Consider the following 23,105-nt stretch of genomic DNA (forward strand, 5'->3'; position numbering starts at 1 on the left):
AGTTGCGTACTGCGTATCGTGTCGGTTCGACGGAGTGGCTCAGTGGGGCGGGATCTCGAAACGGCGTTTGCCGATGCACCCATCGGCAGGGATCGTGATCAGTTTCTCCGGGAGTTTGTCCGGGAACTCTCGGGGACCCTGGAGCGCGTCGTGGGTATCGACCAGGCCGCCGGTTTCATGAGCACGGTGGGCGGGCGGATCGGCCGGCTGATGAACGAGGAATACCGTTCCCACGCCGGTTGCGCACAGATGAACCGGGAACAGGTGGCCGCCGCGCTGGTCGATCTCAAGCGCCGGATCGAAGGCGGTTTCAGTGTCACGAGCATCACCGACGACGCGATCGTCCTGCAGAACAGGGTCTGTCCGTTTGGCGATCAAGTCAGGGGGCGTCCCTCGCTGTGCATGATGACATCCAACATCTTTGGTAAGATTGCAGCCGAGAACCTGGGCTATGCTCGCGTCGAACTGGCCGAGACCATCGCGGCGGGCGACGGCGGGTGCCGGGTGATCATTCATCTGGAACCCGTGGAAGGGGCCGAAATCGATGTCGGCAGAGAGTACTTCGCCGAAGAAGGGTGATCCTTCCGTCCGGTCGATGGCCGGAACCCTGAACGTTCTCGAGCATGTCGATGATGCCTATCTGGTCTGCATGACCGGCGGCGCGGTCGTTTATGGCAACCGCCGGGCCCGCGACCTGCTGATGCCCGCCAATGACGAACCCATCGAAACGCTGGCCGAAGCCGTCGAACCGGCAGATGCGTTTCTGGAACTGATCAGCGAGGCGCGTACGGTCGGCGACCCTGTGCCCGGCCGCGTCCGGGCGAGAGACGGGGGAAGCGATGTCCGGCTGGAAGCCTGTCGCATCCGGCTGGGCGACACGGCGGCAGTGATCGTGCGTTGCCAGCTCGCCTCCGAGGCCGACGCACCGTTCGAGGCAATCAACCGCGACCTTCGGCTGAAACGCGAGATGCTGCGTCACCGCCGGGCGCGGCTGTTGCTGGAGCAGTCACGGTCGGATCTGGATGGTTTCGCAGCCCGCGCAGCTCACGAACTCAAGGCGCCTGCCCGCAAGGTCAGCAGCTTCGCCGGACTGCTTTGCGACGACCTGAAAGACTCGCTGGACGAGTTCTCCGCCGAACTGCTGGAGAGCATCCGGAACAATGCGGACCGGATGATAGAAGTCATCGACGCTGTCTACCATTTCTCGAGCGGCAGCGCCGGACCGCTGGAACTCGCCGACTGCCCCCTGGATGACGTCCTCGAGACCGCCGCCGGCGCTGTGGCGATGGACATTCACCGTAGCAGGGTTCGACTGGACATCGGGCCGCTGCCCATTGTTCGCGGCACACCGGTCTATCTGGCGCTGGTCTTCCAGAACCTGCTGGAAAATGCTGTGAAGTTCCGTCGGCAGGACGTGACGACACAGGTCCGGATCCGTTGGCAGTCCGAATCCGGCGGCGGCGGCACGGTGACCGTCTCCGACAACGGCATCGGGTTCGATCAGGCGGATGCTGCGCGGATATTCGCGCCGTTCAGCCGTCTCGAGGGTGCGGACGTCGATGGCGCGGGCTTGGGTCTCTCGACCTGCCGTTCGATCGTCGAGCGGCATGGCTGGCTGATCACGGCCAGCGGTCGGCCGGGCGAAGGCGCCGTCTTCTCGATCCACATCCCCCGCGAAGCGGTCGTCTCGCTCAACGGCCTGTGAAGTTCGGCGGACGCCGTTCGATCATCGAGGCCAGACCTTCCATCGCGTCGTCGGTGCCGGAAAGTTCGGCGACGATACGCGCCTCTTCCGTGAACACCGCCTCGACCGGCAGCTTGCCATGGTTGCGGAGTTCCCGCTTCACCGCCGCCTGACCCAGCGGGGCGCCCGCGGCCAGGGTCCGGGCGATCTCGATCGCCGTGTCGAACTCGGCGCCATCGGGGACCACGCGGTTGACAATGCCGAGATCCTTCGCCTCGGCCGCGGTCATGGTCGGGTTCAGCAGCAGGATCTCCATCGCCCGGCGCTGGCCGACGATGGCGGGCAGGGTGGCCGTGGTGCCGCCGTCGGGCGCCATGCCGACCTTTGTCGCCCCGGCCAGGAACTTCGCGCTCTCCGCAGCCACCACCAGATCGACGGCGCAGACCATGCCGAAGCCGCCGCCGCCGGTGGCGTAACCCTGCACTGCGGCGATCACCGGCGCGTCTAGGCGCATCAGCGCCTGCATCGCGTCCTGCAGATAGGCCGTGGCGCGGCGGTTGTAGGCGGGCAGGCCGTGCTTGCCCTTGGAATGGAAGGCCTTGATGTCGCCGCCGGCGCAGAAGTTCTTGCCCGCCCCGGTGATCACCACAGCACGGACGTCGTCGGCCCCGTGCACCATCATCACCGTCTCGTAGAAGTCGCGCAGCAGTTCCACCGACATGCCGTTGGCGCTTTCGGGCCGGTTCAGGCGGATATGGGCGATGTGGTCCTCGATCGAGAGCAGGACATTGCCCTCGGTGATCGGCAGGTCGGTCATGATCGGCGGCTCCTCAGATCAGGAAGGAGAGGGTGTAGAGAGGGCGGTCGTTGTTCACCAGCGCCACCTTCTTGCGCGCCATGCGGAAGGCGCCGGCCTCGTCGCGCAGCGTATAGTCGGTCCGCGCCGCCCAGATCGTCTCGCCGCGCAGGCTGCTCTCGTAGACCATGACATTGCAGCCGACCGAGATGTCGTCGCCCTCGCGGCCCGTCACCTCGATGTTGGTGACGAAGTGGCGGATGTTCGACTTCGGCTCCTGGGTGTAGCGCTTGCCGGTCAGCAATTGCTTCACGCGGATGCCGATGCGGCTGCGGTTGTCGTAGATGATCGACATCTGGCTTTTGGGATCGATGTCCGCGCCATTGGCCGGCACCCAGTAGATCGCGTCGTCGGTCCAGAGTTGTTCCCAGGCCTCGTAGGCATGCTCGTCCTGCAGCCGCGCCTCGGCATGGATGAACTGCTCGATCCGCCGCATCAGGGTCTCGTCGGTCACGGGCGCCAGCATCACGCGCTCTCCATCAGGGATTTGTAGTGCTGCCAGATGCCCCGCGACGGCACTTCGTCGGTGGCGTGGCTGACGCGGAAGCCGTCGGCGTCGTCGCGTTCGCGGTGCGCGCCACGGCCCAGGAAGAGCCATTCCGGATCGAGCGACTGGCAGCCGCGATGGGTGCGCTCGTACATCTCCGAATCGTCGGCCAGCAGGAAACCCGCCGGTCCGACGGAGCCCATGGTCTGCTGCCTGAGCCGCCGGTTCATCTCCTTCGCGCCCTTGAACTGCAGTGCGGTCACATGCTGGATCGTGTCGTCCACGGCGCGCGGCTGGATGACGAAGATCTGGATCTCGGCGACGAAGAGGTTGGGAAAGATCATCACGTGCGGCGTGCCGTCGATCATGATTTCCCGCGCCTTCGTCTCGCCGTAGCTCTCGTTCATCGCCGCGGTGTATTCGGGCAGCCGCTCGGGTGTCGTCCCGAACCAGCCCATCGGCTTGTCGAGGCGCCGGAATTCCGGCCTGAGATCGAGTTCGGTATGGCCCCCGCCGAAGTCGCGCGTAAGCGCCGTGGACTTCGAGCCGTAGAGCCCGCCGATGCCGCTTTCGGCCACCTTGAAGATGGAGGCGTGGACGAAGGCCGGGTGATAGCCGTCCGTCTCGTTCTCGAGGACGAACTTCCAGTTCGCCTTCACCCGGTGCTGCAGGAAACCGGCGGTGATTTCCACCTTGCCCTCGGGCGAGTGCTCGCAGAGCCGGTCGAGCGTATCTGCCGCGCCGCCCAGATGTTCCTCCAGCGTCGGGCCGTCCGCCGCGAAGGAACCGAAGACGAAGCCGCGATAGCTGGCGACGCGCGGCACCGGCGCCATGCCGAGGCCGCTCATGTCCTGGCCGTCATAGCCGTCGGCGAAGGCGAACGCCTGCAGCTTTCCGTCGATGCCGAAGGTCCAGTTGTGGAAGGGGCAGGTGAAGGTGCGGCTGTTGCCCCTGGCCTGCTGGCAGACCTCGTTGCCGCGGTGCGGGCAGCGGTTCTGCAGCAGATGCACCTTGCCCGCCGCATCGCGGGTCATGATCACCGGCTGCGGCCCGATCGACTTCATCACGAAGTCATGCGCGTTCGGGACCTCGCTCTCGTGGCCGACATAGACCCAGGTCCGGTACCAGATCTTCCGCAGTTCCTCCTGGAAGATCGCCGGATCGGTGTAGAGCGAGCCATGCACATGGTCGCCGCGGATCAGGTCGGCATAGCGGGTGACGGTCGCGGGCGCATTCATCTCTCGTCGTTCCTTATTAATTGAACGGTCGTCCGGTTTATATTACAAGGGCCGCAGCGACGCAATGGGAGATCGACCGAATGACCGACGTGACCGCAGGCATGCTGCACCCCGAGATCGAGCAGCTGGACCGCGACGACATGCTGGCGCTGCAGAACCGCAAGCTGGCGGCGCTGGGCGACCGGCTGGCTGCTTCACCCGAATGGGTCGAGCATTTCCGGCAGGCGGGCCTGAAGCCGCAGGACCTGGCCGACCGGCAGGCGCTGGACGCGCTGCCTTTCCTGGAGAAGGCGCAGCTGCGGGAGCGTTATCCCTTCCCGATGCTGGGTACCGATCCGGCGAAGGTGGAGAAGTTCTGCGCTACTTCCGGCACCACGGGCCTGCCGGTGCTGTTCGGTTACACCGCCGACGACATGCATGTGCTGCTGGCGAAACAGGTGGCGCGGCAGCTCCACTGCCATGGCGTCAGGCCGGGCGACCGGGGCTACAACGGCTTCGGCTTCGGACTCTGGGTCGGCGGGCTGGCCTATGATCTCGGCATGGCGGAGCTGGGCATGACCAACTTCCCCGTCGGGCCGGGCCGCAGCGATCTGGTCGCCGAGTGGATGCGCGACATGCAGTTCACCCTGGCCACGGTCTCCCCGGTCTTCCTCGCCACCCTGATCCGCACGGCGCGGGAGAAGGGCATCGACCCGAAGCGCGACTGGAAGCTGCGCCACGCCGTCATCGGCGGGCAGTCTGTCAGCCGCGCCTTCCGCGACGAGCTGGAGGCGGAACTGCCCGAAGGCTTCATGACCTTCAACACCTATGGCACCACCGAGGCCGGCGGCCCCATCGTCGCCACCACCTGTCCCCATAGCCACGGGCGCGACGAGATGCACCTGATCAACGAGGACACGGTGCTGACCGAGATCCTCGATCCCGAGACCTTCAAGCCGGTCGGGCCGGGAGAGATCGGGGAGATCGTGGTCACCACGCTGGACAAGCAGGCGTCGCCGGTCGTGCGCTGGCGCACCCGCGATCTCGTCCGCGTTGCCGAGAAGCCCTTCGACTGCCCGTGCGGGCGCAAGGGCATGGGCGCCATCGGGCGCATCATCGGCCGCTCCGACGACATGCTGAAGGTGCGCGGGGTCATCGTCTATCCGTCCCAGATCGAGGACGTCGTCGCCGCCACGCCGGGCACGGTGAAGGAGGCTTGGCAGATCTATGTCGACCAGCCCGGCAGCGCGCCGAAGCAGCTCAGCGTCGCGATCGAGAGCGAGACCGGCTACAACGGATCGCCCGAGGCGCTGGCCGACAGCGTCGCCAGCAGCCTGACCAGCCGGCTGGGCCTGAAGGTGCCGGTGGAATGCCACGCCGAGGGCGCGCTGCCGCGCTACGAGGCCAAGGCGCAGCGGGTGTTGGTACGCAATTGACCGGACGGAGGGCATGGCCCGGACGCAAGCGAAGAACTACGACGAGGTGCGGCAGGGCATCCTGGCCCGCTCGGCGGAGGTGTTCGCCGAACGGGGCTACGCCGCCGCCTCCATCGCCGATCTGTCACGGGCCAACGGCATCTCCCGAGGGCTGCTCTACCACTACTTCGCCTCCAAGGAGGCGTTGCTCGACGAGATGCTGAACGACCATCTCGACATGATGGTCGAGGCCATCGGCGAGGCGGCGGAGCGCGGGGCGACGCCGGAGGCGCGGTTCCGCTCGGCGGTGACCGAGTTCGTCCGCATCAACGCCGGCTCCCGTGCGCTGCAGATCGTGCTGCTCCACGACTTGCAGCATCTGGGCGAGGACCAGCGCGCCGCGATCGTCGAAAAACAGCGCCGCATCCTCGCCATCGTGAAACGCCTCATCGCCGCCCTGCTGCCCGCCCCGGTGCCGGACGCCGAACTGACCGCACGGACCATGATGTTCGTCGGGTCGGTCAACTACACCTATGTCTGGTACGACCCCGACGGCCCCGTCGGCCCGGACGCTTATGCTCAGATGGCGGCGGACAGTTTTCTGCAGGGGATTGGCGGCGCAGCGAGGTCGTGACCCGCCTCAGCGTCATCCCCGCCTTGAGCCGGAGTGACGGCCCCGAGGCGCCGGACCGTTCGCGTTCAGCCCTTTGCCGCCTTCGGACTTGATCCGAAGGCCTCGTCGCAGGCGGAGGAACAAGGTCCTCGGGTCAAGCCCGAGGACAGCAAAGGGAGTGGCATTGGAGGCGGTCACCCCCGATGGCGCAGCCACTCGGGGGGCCGGTCCTACGGCATTGATCCTGCCTCAGCGTCATCCCGGCCTTGAGCCGGGATCCGGGGCCGCGGCACATCGCGGGCGCATTCGCTCGACGGCGATCCAGTAACCGGACCCCGGCTCGGTGCTTGTCCCCGACTTGCTCGGGGAGCCGGGGTGACGGCTGTGGAACGGAAAGGTGGGCGCTCCGCTCCCCCTACTTCCGCAGCTGGTATTCCCGCGTGGTCTGCTTGAAGAAGACGGTGACTTCCTCGCCCCAGACATAGGGCAGGTCGACCAGTTCGCCGGCGGTGGCGCCGGTGGCGGCGAGGTTGAGGGCGTCTTCCAGGATGCGGCGCTGCTGGGCGGCGTCCTCGGGGCCGGCCGAAGGCGTTGCCCATGGGGAAGTTCACGAACACGGTGCGCGGCGGCTTCACCTGGGCCGAGAGGTCGCGGCCGGTCGAGACCAGCACGGTCGGGATGCCGGCCTCCTCGACGGCGCGGGCGACCAGCCCGGCGGTCTGGTGGTCCAGCGGGCAGGCGGGCACCAGCACCAGCAGATCGACGCCGTCCGCCTTCAGATCCGCGATGAGCTCGGCGGCCTTCTCCAGCGTCGCCGTGCGCTTGTAGATGCGGCCCATGAAGCCGCTCCATAGCCGCGGCGCGACGCGGCCGATCATCCCGTCGGCGGCCAGTTCGCGCAGGCGCTGGATCGGGAACTGGCAGTTGATGTCGGCGCTGGCGTCGGTGTGGTCGTAGTAGTTGTCGTTGATCTCGAAGCCGTCCTCGGGCCAGTCGCTGGCGATGGCGTCCAGGCGCAAATCGTTGCGCGCGTCCGGATCGAAGCCCGGCACGCCATGACAGGACGCGCCCGAGGTCGTCAGCATCGAGACGCAGCAAGCCGACAGCGGCTTCGTCAGCTTCGTGATCGGCGCGTCGTCATTGACCGTCCACTGATACGGCGGAAAGCCGAGCGACTGGTACTTCTCGTTCAGGCGGTCAACATATTTCACGGGCTCCATCGGTTTCCTCCCCTGCGATGGTGCGGTCCCGCCAGTCTAGCGGTGCGGCCATGCCTTTGCGAAGTGTGCGGCGCGCAGTACCCTCATGCCCTCAGCCTGGGGAGGCAGCGCCATGCACGACATCATCATCCGCGGCGGGTCCATACATGACGGGACGGGCCGCGAGGCCTTCACCGGCGACATCGCCATTGCCGGCGACCGCATCGTCGAGGTCGGCCAGGTCGAGGGGCGCGCGAAGCGGGAGATCGACGCCGGGGGCCTGATGGTCGCGCCGGGCTGGGTCGACATCCACACCCATTACGACGGGCAGGCGCTCTGGGACCCGTACCTGACGCCGTCGTCCTGGCATGGCTGCACGACGGTGGTGATGGGCAATTGCGGCGTCGGCTTCGCGCCGGTGCCACCCGGCCAGGAAGACTGGCTGATCGGCCTGATGGAATCGGTCGAGGACATTCCCGGCGCGGCGCTGGCCGACGGCATCGAGTGGGAATGGGAGAGTTTTCCCGGCTATCTGAACGCGCTGGATCGGAAGCCGCGCGCCATCGACATCGGCGCGCAGGTGCCGCACTGCGCCGTCCGCGCCTATGTCATGGGCGACCGCTGCATCGACGAGGAGACGGCGGGCGAGGACGATATCCGCAAGATGGCGGACATCGTGCAGGAAGGGCTGGAGGCCGGGGCGCTCGGCTTCTCGACCTCGCGCACGATCTTCCACAAGACGAAGGACGGCGCCTACGTCCCCGGCACCTATGCCGGCGCGGCGGAGATGTTCGGCATCGCCAACGGCATGCGGAAGGCGGGTCACGGCGTGCTGGAAATGGCGACCGACCTGACGCTGAAGGCGGGCAAGCCGGAGCTGGACTGGATCCGCGACCTCTCCATCCGCTACGGCGTGCCGGTGAGCCTGCTGCTGTTCCAGAACGACGAGGCGCCGACCAAGTATCGCGACCTGCTGGCCGGCATCGCCGAGGCCAATGCCGAGGGCGGCAAGGTCTACGCCCAGGTCTCGGGGCGCACGGCGGGGCTGCTGCTCTGTCTCGACGGCTCGCTGCATCCCTTCCAGGGCAAGCCGAGCTGCCGCGCGCTGGCCGGCCTGCCGCACGAGGAGAAGATCGCGCGGATGAAGGACCCGGCGGTGCGCGAGGCCATCATCACCGAGGAATCCGGCGGCCGCGGCGGCGAGATGGCCGACTTCTTCCTGAAGGGCTGGCACAAGATGTTCCGCCTCGGCGACCCGCCGAACTACGAGCCCGACCGCGCCGAATGCTTCGCCGAGCGCGCGAAGGCCGAGGGACGGCGGCCCGAGGACATCGCCTATGACACGCTGCTGGAATTCGGCGGGCGCGGGCTGATCTATTTCCCGCTGCTGAACTATTCGGACTACGGCTTCGAACCGGTGAAGGAGATGCTGCAGGCGCCCTACACGCACTTCAGCGGCTCTGACGGCGGCGCCCATTGTGGCGTCATCTGCGACGTCAGCCTGCCGACCTTCAACATGGCCTACTGGGGCCGCGACCGGAAGAAGGGCGGGCTGCTGCCGCTGGAATGGCTGGTGCACCGCCAGACGCAGTCGACGGCCTCCCTGCACGGGCTGAACGACCGCGGCGTCATCGCGCCGGGCTATCTGGCCGACATCAACCTGATCGACTTCGCGAAGCTGGGCATCGAGGCTCCGCGCATGGCCTGGGACCTGCCCACCGGCGCGCGGCGGCTGATCCAGAAGGCCAGCGGCTACCGCATGACGATCAAGGCCGGCCGCCCGATCCTGGAAGACGGCGAAGCGACGGGGGAGTTGCCGGGCAAGCTGGTGCGGGGACCGCAGGCGGTTTGAGCTACAATCTGTGGATCATTCCTGTCTCCTGAAGGGGATTCGATGACTCTCTCCCTTCCGATGGCTTTGATCGCAGTTGCTTTGGCGGTCGCTGTATTGCTTGGTGCGGCTCAACTTCTTAGTCACTTTTCTACCAAGTATGATGTTCCACGAGGCGGTTACCCAATCAGAATAGCTGCGGGCATTATTACGGGGTTGCTACTTTTGGTTTTTGTCGTGGTTTGGTGATCCTATCCGGAAGTTGGAATTAGATTGCCGCTGCTGAGGATCGGCTGACCGCACCGCCTACGCTTTTCCGCACCGCACAATTAACTTGCGCTTCAGGCATTTGCGTCTATGTATGCGCCATCGCAGCCCGCGCGTAGGAAACGCGCCGCTTCCAAGACGGACGTTGGCGGGCATGCAGATGGGCAGTTCCGGAACGCGTGACCGCTGACTTAGGACCGCTGCCGGAACCGGGTGCGCCGACCCCCTGGGACTGAGATCCCGCAACATGGGCGCGCCGACAAACCCACGGACGCTGTTCTGCGCAAGCATCCAAGACTGACCTCGCCGCGCCGTGCGGCCGCTATGGATTCGCGCGCCGGCAACCGAAAGAAACGTTTTGACCAATTTTACTGAACTCGGCCTGGCCGAGCCCCTCCTTCGCGCGCTTGCCGACGAAGGCTACGACCAGCCGACCCCGATCCAGCAGAAGGCCATCCCGGTCCTGATGAACGGTGGCGACATCGTCGGCATCGCCCAGACCGGCACCGGCAAGACCGCCGCCTTCGTGCTGCCGATCCTGAACGTCATCGCCGGCGACCGCCGCCGGCCCGACAACAAGACCTGCCGCAGCCTGATCGTCGCGCCGACGCGCGAACTGGCCGTGCAGATCGCCGACAATGTCCGCAAGTACGCGGCCCACATGCGCATCTCCGTCACCATGGTGACCGGCGGCGTGAAGGCCGGCCCGCAGATCAAGGGCCTGGCGCGCGGCGTCGACGTGCTGGTCGCGACCCCGGGCCGCCTGCTGGACCACATGTCCACCGGCGCGGTGCGGCTGAACGCCTGCGAGATGGTGGTCCTCGACGAGGCCGACCAGATGCTGGATATGGGCTTCATCCCGGCCATCCGGAAGATCATGGCGGCGATGCCGAAGGAGCGTCAGACGGCGCTGTTCTCGGCCACCATGCCGAAGCCGATCCGGGCGCTGGCCAACGACTTCCTGTCGGGCCCGAAGGAGATCTCCGTCGCCCCCGCCGCGACCCCGATCGAGCGCATCGAGCAGACCGTTCTGCCGGTGCCGTCGGCCGAGAAGCGCGACGCGCTGGTCCGCCTGATCGACGAGCATGACGTCGAGCGCGCCATTGTCTTCACCCGCACCAAGCATGGCGCCGACCGCGTCGCCCGCCATCTGGAGCAGGCCGGCATCGAGACCGGCGCCATCCACGGCAACAAGAACCAGAGCCAGCGCCAGCGCACCCTGAACGCCTTCAAGACCGGCGAGATCCAGGTGCTGGTGGCGACGGACGTGGCCGCGCGCGGTATCGACATCCCGGATGTCAGCCACGTCATCAACTTCGAGCTGCCGAACGTGCCGGAATCCTACGTCCACCGCATCGGCCGCACGGCCCGCGCGGGCAAGGAAGGCGTGGCGATCTCGCTCTGCGCCCCTGACGAGCGCGGCCTGCTGCGCGACATCGAGAAGGTCACGGGCCTCGATTTCGGCCTGCCGGGCGGCGAACGCCCCCAGCGGCGCCAGAACCAGAAGCCCCGCGGTCGTGGCGGCAAGCCCGGCGGCGAGAGCGGCCCGCGCAAGCATGCCGGCGGTCCGGGCGGCAAGCCCAACCGCGGCCAGGGCGAAGGGCGGCCAGGGCAACCGGAAGCCCCGCCGCAACCGCAATGGCGGCAGCGGCCGGCCTCAGCGCCAGGCGGCGTGACGACAGCTACGGTGGTGTCCCGGGCCTGACCCGGGACCCATGCCGGAGCGGTTGTGGCCGATCGGCGGTAGCGGAAACGCTCAGGAATGGGCCCTGGATCAAGTCCAGGGCGCGCCGAGATATTGCCTCGACCGCCGTTGCCCCATGGCTGCTACCCGATCTTGGTCGCCAGCGCCCCGTCGAGCGGCAGGACCGCACCGCTGATGTAGCTGGCGGCATCCGAGGCCAGGAACACTGCAGCGGCGGCCAATTCCCAGGCCGTGCCCATGCGCCCCATGGGCACCTGCGCCGCGCGCTGGGCGCGTAGTTCCTCGCGTGGCGTCCCGGTCGCCTCGTGGTAGCCTTCGATGGCCAGGGGCGTGTCGATCAGGCCGAGTTGCAGCACGTTGGCGCGGATGCCGTATTTCGCGTTCTCGAAGGCCAGCCAGCGGGTGAATTCGTTCAGCGCTGCCTTGGAGGCCTTGTAGGCGATGATCGGATACATCGCGACGGCGGCGATGGAGCCGACATGGGTGATGCAGCCGGACTTCTGCTCCCGCATCGCCGGCAGAACCGCCTTGGAGGCGAAGGCTGCGCCGTTCAGGTTGATGTCCATCACCTGCCGCCATTCCTCGGGCTGGATGTTGACGCTGTCGCCCTCGAAGGCGCCGATGGCGGCGTTGTTGTGCAGCACGTCGATGCGCCCGAAGGCCTTCATCGCCGCCGCAGCCATGGCGTGACAGTCGTCCATCGAGGTGATGTCGGCGGTGATGATCTCGGCCTCGAAGCCTTCCGCCCTCACTGCATCGCGCGTGTCTTCCAGCGGTCCGGACGAGCGGCTCGCCAGAACCAGCCGTGCCCCCTCGCGGGCGAAGGCCAGTGCCGTCGCCCGCCCGTTGCCGATCCCCTCGCCGGCGGTCTGACCCGCCCCGGCGATGATGGCGACCTTGCCGTCCAGCTGTCCCATCAGACCACCGGACAGACGCCGCCATCGAGATTGATGGCCGTACCGGTGATGTAGGTGGCCCGCTCGGAGCAGAGGAAGGCGGCCAGATCGCCATAGTCCTCGGCTTCGCCGATGCGGCCGAGCGGTACGCGCTTGCCGAGTTCGGCATGCAGTTCCTCGACCGGCCTGTCGCCCGCGCGGCGGTCCCACTGCGCCGACTTGATCAGGCCGATGCAGATCGTGTTCACCCGGATGTTGTCGGCAGCGTATTCATTGGCCAGCGACTTGGTCAGGTTGATGCCGGCCGCGCGGCTCAGGCTGGTCGGCAGCGCCTTGGCCGGCGGCGCCTTGCCCTGGCCGATGGTGGCGTTGACGATGGATCCGCCGCCGCGCGCCTTCAGATGCGGCAGGGAAGCGCGGGTCACGCGGACCGCGCCCATCACCTTGAGCTCGAAGTCGGCCTGCCAGCTCTCGTCGGTGACATCCTCGAAACTGGCAGCAGCCGACGCGCCGGCGTTGTTGATCAGGATGTCGAGCCCGCCGAACTTCTCGACTGTGGCCTTCACCAGATTCTCGCAGTCCGCGGCGACAGAAACGTCGGCCCGGACGGCGACGACATCGCCGCCGGTCTCGGCCGAGATCGCCTCGGCCTGCGCCTTCAGATGATCCTCCCGCCGGCCGCAGATGACGACCTTGGCGCCCTCCTGCGCCAGCCGGTGCGCGGTCGCGCGGCCGAGACCGTCCGAACCGCCCGTCACGATGGCGATCTTGCCCTTCAGACCCAGATCCATGATTGCTCCTCCCGTTGTGATGCCGTGAACTATAGACAGGGCCGGGTTGCGTCGTCACATGCCCTGAAGGCGGGTCGGAGAAGAAGTATGAACGCAACGTCGAGGCGGCGTGGATCGACGCTGGTCGGGCTGATCGGCGAGGGCATCCAGGAATCGCGGACGCCGGCCATGCACGAGGCCGAGGCGGCGCGGCAGGGGCTCAATCTGGTCTACAAGCTGCTCGACACCGCCGAGATGGGCAGCGACCCGCCGGCGCTGGTCGATCTGGTGCGCTATGCGCGGCTGTTCCGCTTCTCGGGACTGAACGTCACCTATCCCTACAAGCAGGAGATCATCCCGCTGCTGGACGAGATGTCCGATGTGGCCGCCGCCATCGGCGCCGTGAACACGGTCGTGATCCGCTCGGGCCGCCTGTCGGGCCACAATACCGATTACTGGGGCTTCCGCGAAAGCTTCCAGAGCTCGATGAAGGGCGCATTGCGCGATGACGTGCTGCTGCTCGGCGCGGGCGGGGCGGGGGCGGCAGTTTCCGTGGCACTGTTGGATTCCGGCGTGGGCAAGTTGTGGATCGCCGATGTGGAACCGGACCGTGCAGCCGCGCTGGCGGAAAAGCTCTGCGAAAAGCATGGCGCCGAGCGGGCCTGGCCCGTGAGCGATCTCGAGGCCGCCGCCGCCGAGGCGGAGGGCATCGTCAATGCGACCCCGGTCGGCATGGCCAAGCTGCCGGGAACGCCGATGCCGGTCGAATGCCTGCGGCCCGAGCAGTGGGTCTGCGACATCATCTATTTCCCGATGGAGACGGCCTTTCTCAAGGCCGCGCAGGCGAAAGGCTGCGGCGTGATGAACGGCGCGGGGATGGCGGTCTACCAGGCCGTCCGCGCCTTCGAGCTGTTCACCGGCGCTGATCCGGAGCCAGCCGCGATGCGCCGGACATTCGAGAGCTTCGGCGGATGAGGCTCAACCGCCGGTCAGCCATCGCGCCATGCCGAGATAGAGCGGGATGCCGACGGCGAGGTTGAAGGGAAAGGTGATGCCGAGGCTCAGCGACAGGCTGATCGACGGGTTCGCTTCGGGCAAGGCCATCCGCATTGCGGCTGGGACCGCAATGTAGGACGCGCTGGCCGACAAGAGGCCGAACAGCATCACGTCGCCGACAGAGAATCCGAACAGGGCCGCGCAACCCGCACCGATACAGGCGGAGATGACCGGCATGTAGACCGCAAAGGCGTAGCTGCCCCAGCCGATATTGCCGGCTTCCCGGAGCCGCCGGGCTGCGACCAGGCCCATGTCCAGCAGGAACAGGCAGAGCACGCCCTTGAAGGGTTCGGCGATAAACGGCGCCACGGCTTCCATGCCGGCTGGCCCGGTGATCCAGCCGATGAAGAAGGATCCCATCAGCAGGACGATACTGCCGTTCAGCAGGATCTCGCGGACCAGCTGACCGCCGACCTCCGGCTTTCCGGCGTCGGCGGAACGGCTGTAGCGGTGGGCGAGGAAGAGACCGGCAACGATGGCGGGCGTTTCCATGATGGCGACCACGGCGACCATCGAGCCGCCATAGTCGACGCCGATCTCTGTCAGGAAGGTGCCGGCGGCGACAAAGGTCACCACGCTGATCGAGCCGTAGTGCGCGGCAACCGATCCGGCATCCGTGGCCGGCATCCGCGACGTGGCGCGCAGCAATGCGAAGGCCAGGAACGGAATTGCGAAGCTCAGCGCGGCGCCGAGCATCAGCTTGGCGATGACGTCGACGTTCAGGCCTGTCTCGGCCAGGGCGACGCCGCCCTTCAGCCCGATCGCCAGCATCAGGTAGAGCGCCATGCCCTTGGCGAGGACTTCCGGCACGGCAAGATCGGAGCGGGCGAGCCCGGCGGCCATGCCCAGGGCGAAGAACAGCACCATGGGGCTCAACAGATTACCGAGCGCGAGATCGATCATGCTTTCCAATTGGGGCCCCCTCGTTTCGTTCAGTTGGGCCGGCGTCAGCCAGCACGAAGAGCCGACGCAGGTCGCGCGCCATCGGGGAGCGCCCCAGTGTACTAGGTACCGCACGGGCTTCCGTGGTCGAGGCGCTCAATTGACGACGACAAATTGCGCTGGAGGTATACGAAAGATTCAAAACGTCAATAGACTGGTAAAAAATTATATAAACCTATATAAACGCCTTTCGAGACAGGAACGTGATCATGCTCTCCCGGCCGATGCTGACCATTCACGAGGTATCCGACCTTCTGAAGATGAAGGAGAGCACCGTGCGCGGCTGGATCAATGACGGGAATCTGCGGGCCGTGAAGTTCGGGCGCGACTGGCGGGTGGCCTACAAGGACCTGGAAGCCTTCGTGGAGGCGCGGGCGAACCGGCCTCCCGAGTAGGCCGGCCTTGCCCTGACTTTGTCAGCCCGGACCCTCCGCAATGCTGGCGGGAAGGCTGTCGGATGTGGCGCCGAGCAGGCGCGCTGCGCTGAGCAGCGCCACCGTGTAGCCGTAGACGCCGAGGCCGCAGACCACGGCCGTCACCGAGCCCGACATCATCGAGTGCCGGTGATGCTCGTCGCGGGCGTGGACGTTGGAGATGTGCAGCTCGATCACCGGTCTTTCGATCATGCGCAACGCATCGAGCACCGGCACCGAATAGAAGGACAGGCCCGCGGGGTTGATGATCACGGCGTCCGCTTCCGTCCGGGCTTCCTGCAGCCAGTCGACCATCACCCCTTCATGGTTGGTCTGGCGGAAATCGAGTTCGCAGCCGAGCAGGCCGGCCAGGTCGCCGCAGCTGGCCCTTATCGCATCCAGCGTCGTCGAACCGTAGATCTCCGGCTCGCGGACTCCCAGCAGATTGAGGTTTGGTCCGTTGTAGATGGCGATCCTGGTCATGTCCTGCTCCCCCCGTGCTGGCGCCCTTCCATTACCGGTTGCTGGTGGCAGACCGGCGCTCAGCGCAATTCACGGCACAGGCCGATAGTGCCATGCTTTTCCCACAGACTGTCAGGGGAGGATTGGCGATGACCTACAGGCACCCGGCCGAGCCGGATTTCGGCGGCACCATCGAACGTCACGTCGAGGACTCGCAACCCTGGTGGCCCGAACCCGCCCTGCCGAAGGGCAAACCGAACGTGGTGCTGATCTGTCTGGACGATACGGGCTTCTCCCATTTCGGCAGCTACGGCTCGACCATCGAGACGCCGAACGTCGACCGGCTGGCCGCGAACGGCCTGCGCTATTCCAGCTTCCACACCACGGCGCTCTGCTCGCCGACCCGGGCCTGCATCATGACCGGGCGCAACCATCATGCGGTCCGCATGCGCGCCATCTCCAACATGGACACCGGCTTCCCGCACATGCGCGGCGCCTTGCCCCGCTCGGCGGCGACCGTCGCCGAAGTGTTGCGGGAAAGCGGCTACGCCACCTTTGCCACGGGCAAGTGGCACCTGGCGCCGATGATCGAATGCACCGCCGCCGGACCGTTTCACAACTGGCCGCTGCAGCGCGGTTTCAACCGCTATTACGGTTTCATGCAGGGCGAGACCGACCACTTCAGCCCCGAGATCACCTGCGACAACCACATGATCGATCCGCCGGGCACGCCGCAGGACGGCTATCACTTCTCGGAGGACATGGTGGATCAGTCGATGGCCATGATCCGGGACCTGCACAGCCTCGTGCCCGAACGGCCCTTCTTCATGTACATGGCCTTCGGCGCGACGCATTCGCCGCACCATGCCCCGGAAGCCTGGCTGGAGAAGTACCGTGGCCGTTTCGACGCTGGCTGGGACGAGGTCCGCGAGGAGTGGTTCGCACGGCAGAACGAACTCGGCGTGATCCCGAAGGGCACGAATCTCGCCCCGCGCAATCCGGGGGTCCGGCCCTGGAACGAACTCTCGGAGAATGAACGCGGGTTTTCCAACCGCCTGCAGGAAGCCTTCGCGGCGATGCTGGACCATACCGATCACCAGATCGGCCGCTTCGTCGCCTTCCTCGAAGAGATCGGCAAGCTGGACGACACGCTGCTGATCGTGATGTCCGACAATGGCGCCAGCCAGGAAGGCGGCGCCAGCGGCGTGTTCGACGAGATGCGTTATTTCAACGGCCTGAAGGAGGACGTCGACGAGGCGGTCAAGCATCTCGACCTGATCGGCGGCCCGAAGAGCCACTCCAACATCCCCTGGGGCTGGGCGCAGGCCGGCAACACGCCGCTGAAATGGTACAAGCAGAACACACATGGCGGCGGCGTGCGCGATCCGCTGGTCATCCACTGGCCGAAGAAGCTGAAGGGGCAGGAGGGACAGTTCCGTCGGCCCTTCTGCTACGCGACGGATATCGCTGCGACAATTCTCGACGCGGCGGGCGCCGGGATGCCCGAAGAGGTCGCGGGCGTCGAGCAGATGCCGATGCACGGCTCCAGCCTGATGCCGACCCTGACGGATCCGAAGGCCTCGCCGGCGCGGTCGGTGCAGTATTTCGAGATGCTCGGCCATCGCGGAATCTGGAAGGACGGCTGGAAGGCCGTCACCCGCCACGGCCGCAACACGTCCTTCGATGACGACCGCTGGGAGCTTTACCACCTCGAGGAAGACTTCTCGGAGAGCAACGACCTCGCGGAGTCCGATCCGAAGAAGCTCGAAGAGATGAAGGAACTCTGGTGGCAGGAGGCCGAGAAACACGGCGTGCTGCCGCTGGACGGCCGCGGCGCGGCGCAGCTGTTCCGCGCCTCGCGCCAGCCCGGCACGCCGACAGCGCGGCGATACTTCGAGTATCTGCCGCCGATCAGCCATGTCGTGTCCGACGCCTGCCCCAGCGCAGCGCGGAGTTTCATTATCACTGCCGAGATCGAACATGATGGCCGCGACGGCGCGATCATCGCCCGCGGCACGCCGAATTCGGGCATGGCGTTGTACGTTCTCAAGGGCAAGGTCGTCTTCGACTACAACTGCTTCCGCGACCACGCCCGGATCGAGGCGAAGTCGAAGCTGTCGAAGGGGGCGCACACGCTGACCGTCGAGGTCATGCGCCACGCTGACCAGTCGGCCGACGTGACCCTGACGGTCGACGGCAAGGAAGCCGGCAGTTCCTACATCCCGATGCTGCTCCGGATACTGTCCTCGACCGGCATGGATTTCGGCTGCTCTCACGCGCCGGTGACCGACGACTATCAGGCGCCTTTCGTCTATTCGGGCCTGATTCGACGTGTGGTCTTCCAGTTGCCCGAACTGAAGACCGACAAGGACCGCAAGGCCGAAGTCGAGTCCGAGGCCCGTGCAGCCATGACGCGGCAGTAGGAGAATCTCATGTCACGCATACCCGAGACGCTGGTCGACGGGCTCAGGTTCGGCGAGGGGCCGCGCTGGCATCAGGACCGGCTCTGGTACTCGGACTTCTACGCCCATCACGTCCGCACCGTGAATCTGGCCGGTGAGGTGAAGGACATCGTCACCGTTCCGAACCAGCCCTCGGGGCTCGGCTTCGCGCCGGACGGCAGCCTGCTGATCGTGTCCATGCTGGACCGGAAGCTGCTGCGCTTCCGCGGCGGTGCGCTGGACGAGGTGGCGGACCTGTCGGACCGGGTGTCGGCGCCCTGCAACGACATGGTCGTCGATGCTCAGGGCCGCGCCTATGTCGGCAATTTCGGCTTCGAGCGCCACAAGGGCGAGAAACTGAAGACGACCAGCATGTGGCGCGTCGATCCCGACGGTTCGATCCACGAGGCGGCCGGCGACCTGACCTTTCCGAACGGCACGGTGATCACGCCGGACGGCAAGACGCTGATCGTCGGCGAGACCTTCGGCATGCGGCTGACGGCCTTCGATGTCGACGGCAACGGGAACCTCTCCAACCGCCGCCTCTGGGCGGAGATGGAGCAGGGGGTGCCGGATGGCATCTGCCTGGACGCCGAGGGCGCCATCTGGGTCGCCGACCCGCGCGGCAAGCGCATCGTCCGCTATGCGGAAGGCGGCAGGATCCTCGACCAGATCCCCTTCGGCGAACGCGGCGCCTATGCCTGCATGCTCGGCGGACCGGCCGGGAAGCACCTGTTCATCATCACCAACGAGGACAGTGGCCCCGGCATCGCCGGGAAATCGGCCGGACGCATCGAGGTCGTCGAGGTCGAGACCGGGCGGGCGGGATTACCCTGAACCATCGGGCATGACTTGATCGGGGACGACGGCAGTTCAAGCTGGCCGGTTGAACTGCTCTTCCTCCCATTCGGCGTCCATGAATCCGCGCATCGGAAAGACCATGATCCAATGCAGCGCCACGGCAGCGCCCCACCCGAGGAATGGCCAGACGACCCAGTAATATCCGGCCGTCAGCGTGACGTTCAGCGCCAGCAGGAACGGCATGATCAGAATGAAGGTGGCCAGATGGATGTAGAATTCCCGCTTCCGCCGGTCACGGCGGCGATTCACACGTTCCTCCGTCTGCAGTTCGGTATCGGCCTGCGGGTCTGAAGCGATGGCCTCGCCGGAAGGATTGTCATCCAAGGTCAGAACCGCGACATCGGTTCCGAATGCGGCGGCGAGGCTGTTGAGCGTGTCCAGCCCTGCATTGCCGCCATTCTCGATCCGCTGGATGGTGCGCGCACTCACCCCCGAGAGTTCGGCGAGTTGTTCCTGCGACCATCCGCGGTCGATACGGTGTTGACGGAGTTTCATGATCTTCCTCATTGGTCGATTGCTCCCAACACCTAGGAATCCCGGGCCGCGGCCACCACGACACGGGCCGGACACCGGGCGGACACGAACACGAAACCGCCGATCAGATCATACCAGATTGCCATCCTCGTCGCGTGTCTCCGGACCGCGGACGCGGGCGCGGCCGTCGCCGAACTGGCCGTCGCGTTCCTTCAGCGCCGCCTTCAGGCCCTTCTCGTTCGCGTTCTTGCGGAAGGCGAGGGTGCCCGGCGCCAGATGGCCGCGGGCGTCGTTCTCGGCAGTGATCCGCTGCAGCGTCCGCCCGCCCATCAGTTCGACGCCCAGATTGACGATGCGCTTGTTGGCGGCCAGCAGATCGGGATCGATCTTCGCCAGGCGGTCGGCCAGGCCCTCGACCTCGGCCTCCAGCAGGTCGGCCGGCACGGATTTCAGCACCAGCCCGATCAGCGCCGCTTCCTCGCCGGTCACGGTGTCGCCGGTCAGCAGCAGCCGCTTGGCCCACTGCGGGCCGCAATTGTAGAGCCACATGTGATTGGGCGGCGAGCCGAGGTCGCGCGTCGGCGGAAAGCCGATCGTCGCGTCGTCAGCTGCGATGACCATGTCGCAGAGCAGCGCCAGATCGGTGCCGCCGGCCAGGCAGTGACCGTGCACCTGCGCGATCGAGGGCTTGTGCATGTCGAACAGGGCCATGCGCATCCGCTGGCCCTGCTCCAGCCGCCAGATATCGTCGTCGACGGTCGGATTGGCGTAGATGCCACCCTCGCGGTAGGTCGCGCCGGCCCGCTCCCCGGTCGGGGTGGTGTTCAGGCCCGGCGTCAGGTCGTAGCCCGCCGAGAAGGACTTGCCCGCGCCCTTCAGGATGACGCAGTGCACTTCCTTGTCGTTGTCGGCTTCCCACAGCGCCTCGTTCAGTTCTCGTTGCAGCGCGATGGACAGTGCGTTTCGCTTCTCGGGCCGGTTCAGCGTGATCCGGGCGCGGCCGCGCTCGACCTCGTAGATGATGTGTTCCTGCGACAGCGCCATCGGCGTCCTCCCCTTCTGTCTCCCGGGACATTGTGGGGCAGGCGGCAGGCACGGGCCAAGTGCAGCCCGCGCATGGCGGACCTCAGCCGAACAGACGCAGGAACTTCACCACCTTGCGGGTGCGCTCGGAGAACAGTGTCGGGGTGAAGTAGCTGCCGGCCGCCCGTTTGCTGACTTCGCCGAGCGTGGGGTAGGGGGCAACGAAGCCGGCCATGTCGGAGAGCTTCAGCCCCTTGTTGATGGCCAGCACCCAGGGTCCGATCAGTTCGCCCGCATGCGCGCCGACGATACCTGCGCCGACGGGCCTGCCCTTGTACGAGATCACCTTCACCCGGCCTTCGGTCCGGCGTTCGGCGCGGGCGCGGTCATTCTCGTCGAAGCCCCAGTGCAGCACCTGTACCCCGTCGCCATGCTTCTCGCGGGCCTGCTTCTCCTGCAGCCCGACCCAGGCCAGTTCCGGATCGGTGTAGGTCACCCACGGGATCGCACCGGTATCCGCCTTCACCGGCAGGCGGAACAGGGCGCTGCGGATGACGAGACCGGCATGCCAGCCGGCGACGTGAGTGAACTGCAGGCCGCCCGCGACGTCGCCGATGGCGTAGATCTTCCGGTTGCTGGTCCTGAGACCCCGGTCCACGACGATGCCCTTCGGCGAATAGTCGACCCCGGCCTTCTCCAGATCGAGCTTCCGGACATTGGCCTGGCGACCCGCGGCGACAAGAAGGTGCGTGCCCTCGATCCGCTCCTCGCCGCCCTTGCCGTCTTCGAGAACAACGACGGGTCCGGGCTCGACGCGCGCGATCTTCACGCCCTCGCGGACAGCGACGCCGCTTTCGCGGATGGCGTCGAGCGCGACGGCGGCGAGTTCCGGATCGTCCTTGCCCAGAGCCGAGAACGCCTCCAGCACGGTGACCTGCGCGCCCAGGCTGGCATGCGCCTGGGCCATCTCCATCCCGATCGGACCGCCGCCGATGATGATCAGGTGGCCCGGCAGTTCGCGGTTGTCGAACAGCGTCTCGTTGGTGAGATAGCCGGTCTCCTCCAGGCCCGGGATCGGCGGTGCGACGGGCGACGATCCGGTCGCCACCACGAAGCGGCGGGCTTTCACCACGGTATCGCCGGCCTGAACCGCGTCCCCGGAGATGAAGCGCGCCATGTCCCGCAGCACGGTCACGCCGAGGCCTTCGAACCGTTCCTGGCTGTCATGCGGCTCGATGCCGGCGATGACATCGCGGACATGATCGTTGACCCGGCCGAAATCGACGGCGGGCCGGGGCGCGTCGACGCCGAAGGCCCCCGAGTGCCGCCAGAGGCTGGCGTGATGTCCCGCGGCCAGCATCGCCTTGGAGGGAACGCAGCCGTAGTTCAGGCAGTCGCCGCCCATCCTGCCACCCTCGATCAGCACGGTCGGAGCACCCATCTGGGCCGCGCCGGCGGCGACGCTCAGGCCCCCTGAACCGCCGCCGATGACGCAGATGTCGGTCTCGATCGTTCGGGGCATTGTCGTCTCCATTGCCGGCGTGCTCATTTAACTGTGACAGTACGGTGCGAATTTGAAGCTCACCGCGGTTGACTTGGCCGTGACCGCCTCATATACACCGCGTCTCACGCCTGCCGGGAGACCCGCGGGCCGTGGCTGTTTTGTCGAAGATCCCTGATCCAGGAGTGCCTGTCGTGAAGCGTACCTTTCAGCCGAGCAACCTCGTGCGTAAGCGCCGTCATGGCTTCCGCGCCCGCAAGGCGACGGTAGGCGGTCAGCGCATCCTGCGGCTCCGCCGGGCCAAGGGCCGGAAGAAGCTGTCGGCCTGACGGCCAGCCCATGCGGATCGGCCGGTTGAAGAAACGGGCCGACTTTCTCAGGCTCAGCCGCGCCAGACTGCGTTCCGCATCGACCGGCCTTGTGCTGCAGGCCCAGCCCATGCCGGACAGTCTGGCTCAACCGGACGGAGAACGCAGGCCGGACATGCGCGTTGGCTTCACCGCATCGAAGAAGGTCGGCAATGCCGTCCGGCGCAACCGCGCGAAGCGGCGGCTGCGGGCGCTTGTCGATACGGTCCTGAAGGAGCGGGCGGAGCCCGGTCACGACTACGTTCTGATCGCGCGTGCCGCCACGGTGAATCGCGACTTCGCGGACCTGCGCGACGACCTCCATTTTTCGTTGAAACGCATCGGCCTGCTGCGGCAGGGAGCCGCCGAATGATCGCCCGGCTGCTCGTCCTTCTGCTGCAGGCGCCGATCCGGTTCTACAGCTATGTCATCTCGCCCTGGCTCGGGCCGAACTGCCGTTATCAGCCGACCTGCTCGGCCTATGCGCTGGAAGCGCTCTCGAAGCACGGCCCGGTGAAGGGCGGCTGGCTTGCGGTCCGCCGCATCGGCCGCTGCCACCCCTTCGGCGGCCACGGCTTCGATCCCGTACCCGAACCCGCCCCGCACGGGGGTGCGCCCCGGACAACGCTCAAAGGACGCTGAAGC

At 66.6% G+C, this 23,105-nt stretch carries 24 protein-coding genes; 13 read left to right on the forward strand and 11 right to left on the reverse strand.

What is annotated here, in order from left to right; translation table 11 throughout:
- Positions 1-42 precede the first annotated feature (42 nt).
- Together ACMVY4_RS08625 and ACMVY4_RS08630 are read left to right on the forward strand one after the other, a co-directional pair.
- Complete coding sequence (locus ACMVY4_RS08625; RefSeq protein WP_416899753.1) at positions 43-579, forward strand: methanogen output domain 1-containing protein; 537 nt, start codon at positions 43-45, stop codon at positions 577-579.
- A gap of 16 nt (positions 580-595) precedes the next feature.
- Positions 596-1,705: a sensor histidine kinase gene (locus ACMVY4_RS08630; RefSeq protein ID WP_416899754.1), complete on the forward strand. Its 1,110-nt coding sequence runs from the start codon at positions 596-598 to the stop codon at positions 1,703-1,705.
- Here ACMVY4_RS08630 and ACMVY4_RS08635 read toward each other — a convergent pair.
- From ACMVY4_RS08635 to ACMVY4_RS08645, 3 genes are read right to left on the reverse strand one after another with little or no spacing between them, the layout of a single operon-like run.
- A complete protein-coding gene (locus ACMVY4_RS08635) occupies positions 1,692-2,501 on the reverse strand; it encodes an enoyl-CoA hydratase/isomerase family protein (protein ID WP_416899755.1) in 810 nt (269 codons plus the stop codon). The genes ACMVY4_RS08630 and ACMVY4_RS08635 overlap by 14 nt on opposite strands.
- Positions 2,502-2,514: 13 nt before the next feature.
- Positions 2,515-3,006, reverse strand: coding sequence for an aromatic-ring-hydroxylating dioxygenase subunit beta (locus ACMVY4_RS08640; RefSeq protein ID WP_416899756.1), 492 nt, complete (start codon positions 3,004-3,006; stop codon positions 2,515-2,517).
- Entirely contained in the window at positions 3,006-4,265 is a 1,260-nt protein-coding gene (locus tag ACMVY4_RS08645; RefSeq protein ID WP_416899757.1) for an aromatic ring-hydroxylating oxygenase subunit alpha, read from the reverse strand. Before ACMVY4_RS08645 ends, ACMVY4_RS08640 begins: the two co-directional genes overlap by 1 nt.
- An 80-nt stretch (positions 4,266-4,345) precedes the next feature.
- Here ACMVY4_RS08645 and ACMVY4_RS08650 point away from each other — a divergent pair, with 80 nt between their 5' ends.
- Positions 4,346-5,680, forward strand: a complete 1,335-nt coding sequence (locus ACMVY4_RS08650) for a phenylacetate--CoA ligase family protein (RefSeq protein WP_416899758.1) — start codon at positions 4,346-4,348, stop codon at positions 5,678-5,680.
- A gap of 13 nt (positions 5,681-5,693) precedes the next feature.
- Entirely contained in the window at positions 5,694-6,293 is a 600-nt protein-coding gene (locus ACMVY4_RS08655) for a TetR family transcriptional regulator (RefSeq protein WP_416899759.1), read from the forward strand.
- Positions 6,294-6,502: 209 nt separating this feature from the next.
- Here ACMVY4_RS08655 and ACMVY4_RS08660 read toward each other — a convergent pair whose 3' ends face one another.
- Positions 6,503-7,492, reverse strand: a complete 990-nt coding sequence (locus ACMVY4_RS08660; protein ID WP_416899760.1) for a glycine/sarcosine/betaine reductase selenoprotein B family protein — start codon at positions 7,490-7,492, stop codon at positions 6,503-6,505.
- Positions 7,493-7,604: 112 nt separating this feature from the next.
- Between ACMVY4_RS08660 and ACMVY4_RS08665 the strand changes: the two genes are divergently transcribed.
- Both ACMVY4_RS08665 and ACMVY4_RS08670 read left to right on the forward strand, forming a co-directional pair.
- On the forward strand, positions 7,605-9,323 hold the full coding sequence (locus ACMVY4_RS08665) for an N-acyl-D-amino-acid deacylase family protein (RefSeq protein ID WP_416899761.1): 1,719 nt from the start codon (positions 7,605-7,607) through the stop codon (positions 9,321-9,323).
- A 604-nt stretch (positions 9,324-9,927) separates the two neighbouring features.
- Positions 9,928-11,274 (forward strand): DEAD/DEAH box helicase, encoded by a 1,347-nt coding sequence (locus ACMVY4_RS08670; RefSeq protein ID WP_416899762.1) that lies wholly within the window; start codon positions 9,928-9,930, stop codon positions 11,272-11,274.
- Between the two features lie 122 nt (positions 11,275-11,396).
- Here ACMVY4_RS08670 and ACMVY4_RS08675 read toward each other — a convergent pair whose 3' ends face one another.
- Together ACMVY4_RS08675 and ACMVY4_RS08680 are read right to left on the reverse strand one after the other, a co-directional pair.
- Positions 11,397-12,191 carry an SDR family NAD(P)-dependent oxidoreductase gene (locus tag ACMVY4_RS08675; RefSeq protein WP_416899763.1) on the reverse strand — a complete coding sequence of 265 codons (795 nt, stop codon included), beginning with the start codon at positions 12,189-12,191 and terminating at the stop codon, positions 11,397-11,399.
- A complete protein-coding gene (locus ACMVY4_RS08680; RefSeq protein WP_416899764.1) occupies positions 12,191-12,961 on the reverse strand; it encodes an SDR family NAD(P)-dependent oxidoreductase in 771 nt (256 codons plus the stop codon). The genes ACMVY4_RS08675 and ACMVY4_RS08680 overlap by 1 nt, the downstream gene beginning before the upstream one ends.
- 87 nt (positions 12,962-13,048) lie before the next feature.
- On the opposite strand from ACMVY4_RS08680, the gene ACMVY4_RS08685 reads away from it, so the two are divergent.
- Positions 13,049-13,915 (forward strand): shikimate dehydrogenase, encoded by an 867-nt coding sequence (locus tag ACMVY4_RS08685; protein WP_416899765.1) that lies wholly within the window; start codon positions 13,049-13,051, stop codon positions 13,913-13,915.
- A gap of 3 nt (positions 13,916-13,918) precedes the next feature.
- Here ACMVY4_RS08685 and ACMVY4_RS08690 read toward each other — a convergent pair whose 3' ends face one another.
- The gene (locus tag ACMVY4_RS08690; RefSeq protein WP_416899766.1) at positions 13,919-14,899 is read right to left on the reverse strand and encodes a sodium-dependent bicarbonate transport family permease; all 981 of its coding nucleotides are present in this window, start codon (positions 14,897-14,899) and stop codon (positions 13,919-13,921) included.
- A 248-nt stretch (positions 14,900-15,147) separates the two neighbouring features.
- Here ACMVY4_RS08690 and ACMVY4_RS08695 point away from each other — a divergent pair, with 248 nt between their 5' ends.
- The gene (locus ACMVY4_RS08695) at positions 15,148-15,333 is read left to right on the forward strand and encodes a helix-turn-helix domain-containing protein (RefSeq protein ID WP_416899767.1); all 186 of its coding nucleotides are present in this window, start codon (positions 15,148-15,150) and stop codon (positions 15,331-15,333) included.
- Positions 15,334-15,354: 21 nt separating this feature from the next.
- Here ACMVY4_RS08695 and ACMVY4_RS08700 read toward each other — a convergent pair whose 3' ends face one another.
- Positions 15,355-15,834, reverse strand: a complete 480-nt coding sequence (locus tag ACMVY4_RS08700; RefSeq protein WP_416899768.1) for a type II 3-dehydroquinate dehydratase — start codon at positions 15,832-15,834, stop codon at positions 15,355-15,357.
- Between the two features lie 128 nt (positions 15,835-15,962).
- Between ACMVY4_RS08700 and ACMVY4_RS08705 the strand changes: the two genes are divergently transcribed.
- Together ACMVY4_RS08705 and ACMVY4_RS08710 are read left to right on the forward strand one after the other, a co-directional pair.
- Positions 15,963-18,236 carry an arylsulfatase gene (locus ACMVY4_RS08705; RefSeq protein ID WP_416899769.1) on the forward strand — a complete coding sequence of 758 codons (2,274 nt, stop codon included), beginning with the start codon at positions 15,963-15,965 and terminating at the stop codon, positions 18,234-18,236.
- Positions 18,237-18,245: 9 nt separating this feature from the next.
- Complete coding sequence (locus ACMVY4_RS08710) at positions 18,246-19,091, forward strand: SMP-30/gluconolactonase/LRE family protein (protein WP_416899770.1); 846 nt, start codon at positions 18,246-18,248, stop codon at positions 19,089-19,091.
- A gap of 36 nt (positions 19,092-19,127) precedes the next feature.
- Here the strand turns inward: ACMVY4_RS08710 and ACMVY4_RS08715 are convergent, their stop codons facing one another.
- The 3 genes from ACMVY4_RS08715 to ACMVY4_RS08725 form a co-directional block, all read right to left on the reverse strand.
- The gene (locus tag ACMVY4_RS08715) at positions 19,128-19,610 is read right to left on the reverse strand and encodes a 2TM domain-containing protein (protein WP_416899771.1); all 483 of its coding nucleotides are present in this window, start codon (positions 19,608-19,610) and stop codon (positions 19,128-19,130) included.
- A gap of 108 nt (positions 19,611-19,718) precedes the next feature.
- Positions 19,719-20,633: a crotonase/enoyl-CoA hydratase family protein gene (locus ACMVY4_RS08720; protein WP_416899772.1), complete on the reverse strand. Its 915-nt coding sequence runs from the start codon at positions 20,631-20,633 to the stop codon at positions 19,719-19,721.
- An 82-nt stretch (positions 20,634-20,715) separates the two neighbouring features.
- On the reverse strand, positions 20,716-22,134 hold the full coding sequence (locus ACMVY4_RS08725; protein ID WP_416899773.1) for a dihydrolipoyl dehydrogenase family protein: 1,419 nt from the start codon (positions 22,132-22,134) through the stop codon (positions 20,716-20,718).
- A gap of 173 nt (positions 22,135-22,307) precedes the next feature.
- On the opposite strand from ACMVY4_RS08725, the gene rpmH reads away from it, so the two are divergent.
- The 3 genes from rpmH to yidD are packed head-to-tail and all read left to right on the forward strand — an operon-like array spanning position 22,308 to position 23,102.
- Positions 22,308-22,442 carry a 50S ribosomal protein L34 gene (rpmH, locus tag ACMVY4_RS08730; protein ID WP_416899774.1) on the forward strand — a complete coding sequence of 45 codons (135 nt, stop codon included), beginning with the start codon at positions 22,308-22,310 and terminating at the stop codon, positions 22,440-22,442.
- Positions 22,443-22,467: 25 nt separating this feature from the next.
- The gene (gene rnpA, locus ACMVY4_RS08735) at positions 22,468-22,833 is read left to right on the forward strand and encodes a ribonuclease P protein component (protein ID WP_416899775.1); all 366 of its coding nucleotides are present in this window, start codon (positions 22,468-22,470) and stop codon (positions 22,831-22,833) included.
- Complete coding sequence (yidD, locus tag ACMVY4_RS08740) at positions 22,830-23,102, forward strand: membrane protein insertion efficiency factor YidD (protein WP_416899776.1); 273 nt, start codon at positions 22,830-22,832, stop codon at positions 23,100-23,102. The genes rnpA and yidD overlap by 4 nt, the downstream gene beginning before the upstream one ends.
- The last annotated feature ends 3 nt before the right edge of the window (positions 23,103-23,105 follow it).

The sequence above is a fragment of the Minwuia sp. genome (assembly GCF_048007105.1).
In the GTDB taxonomy this organism is placed as follows: domain Bacteria; phylum Pseudomonadota; class Alphaproteobacteria; order Minwuiales; family Minwuiaceae; genus Minwuia.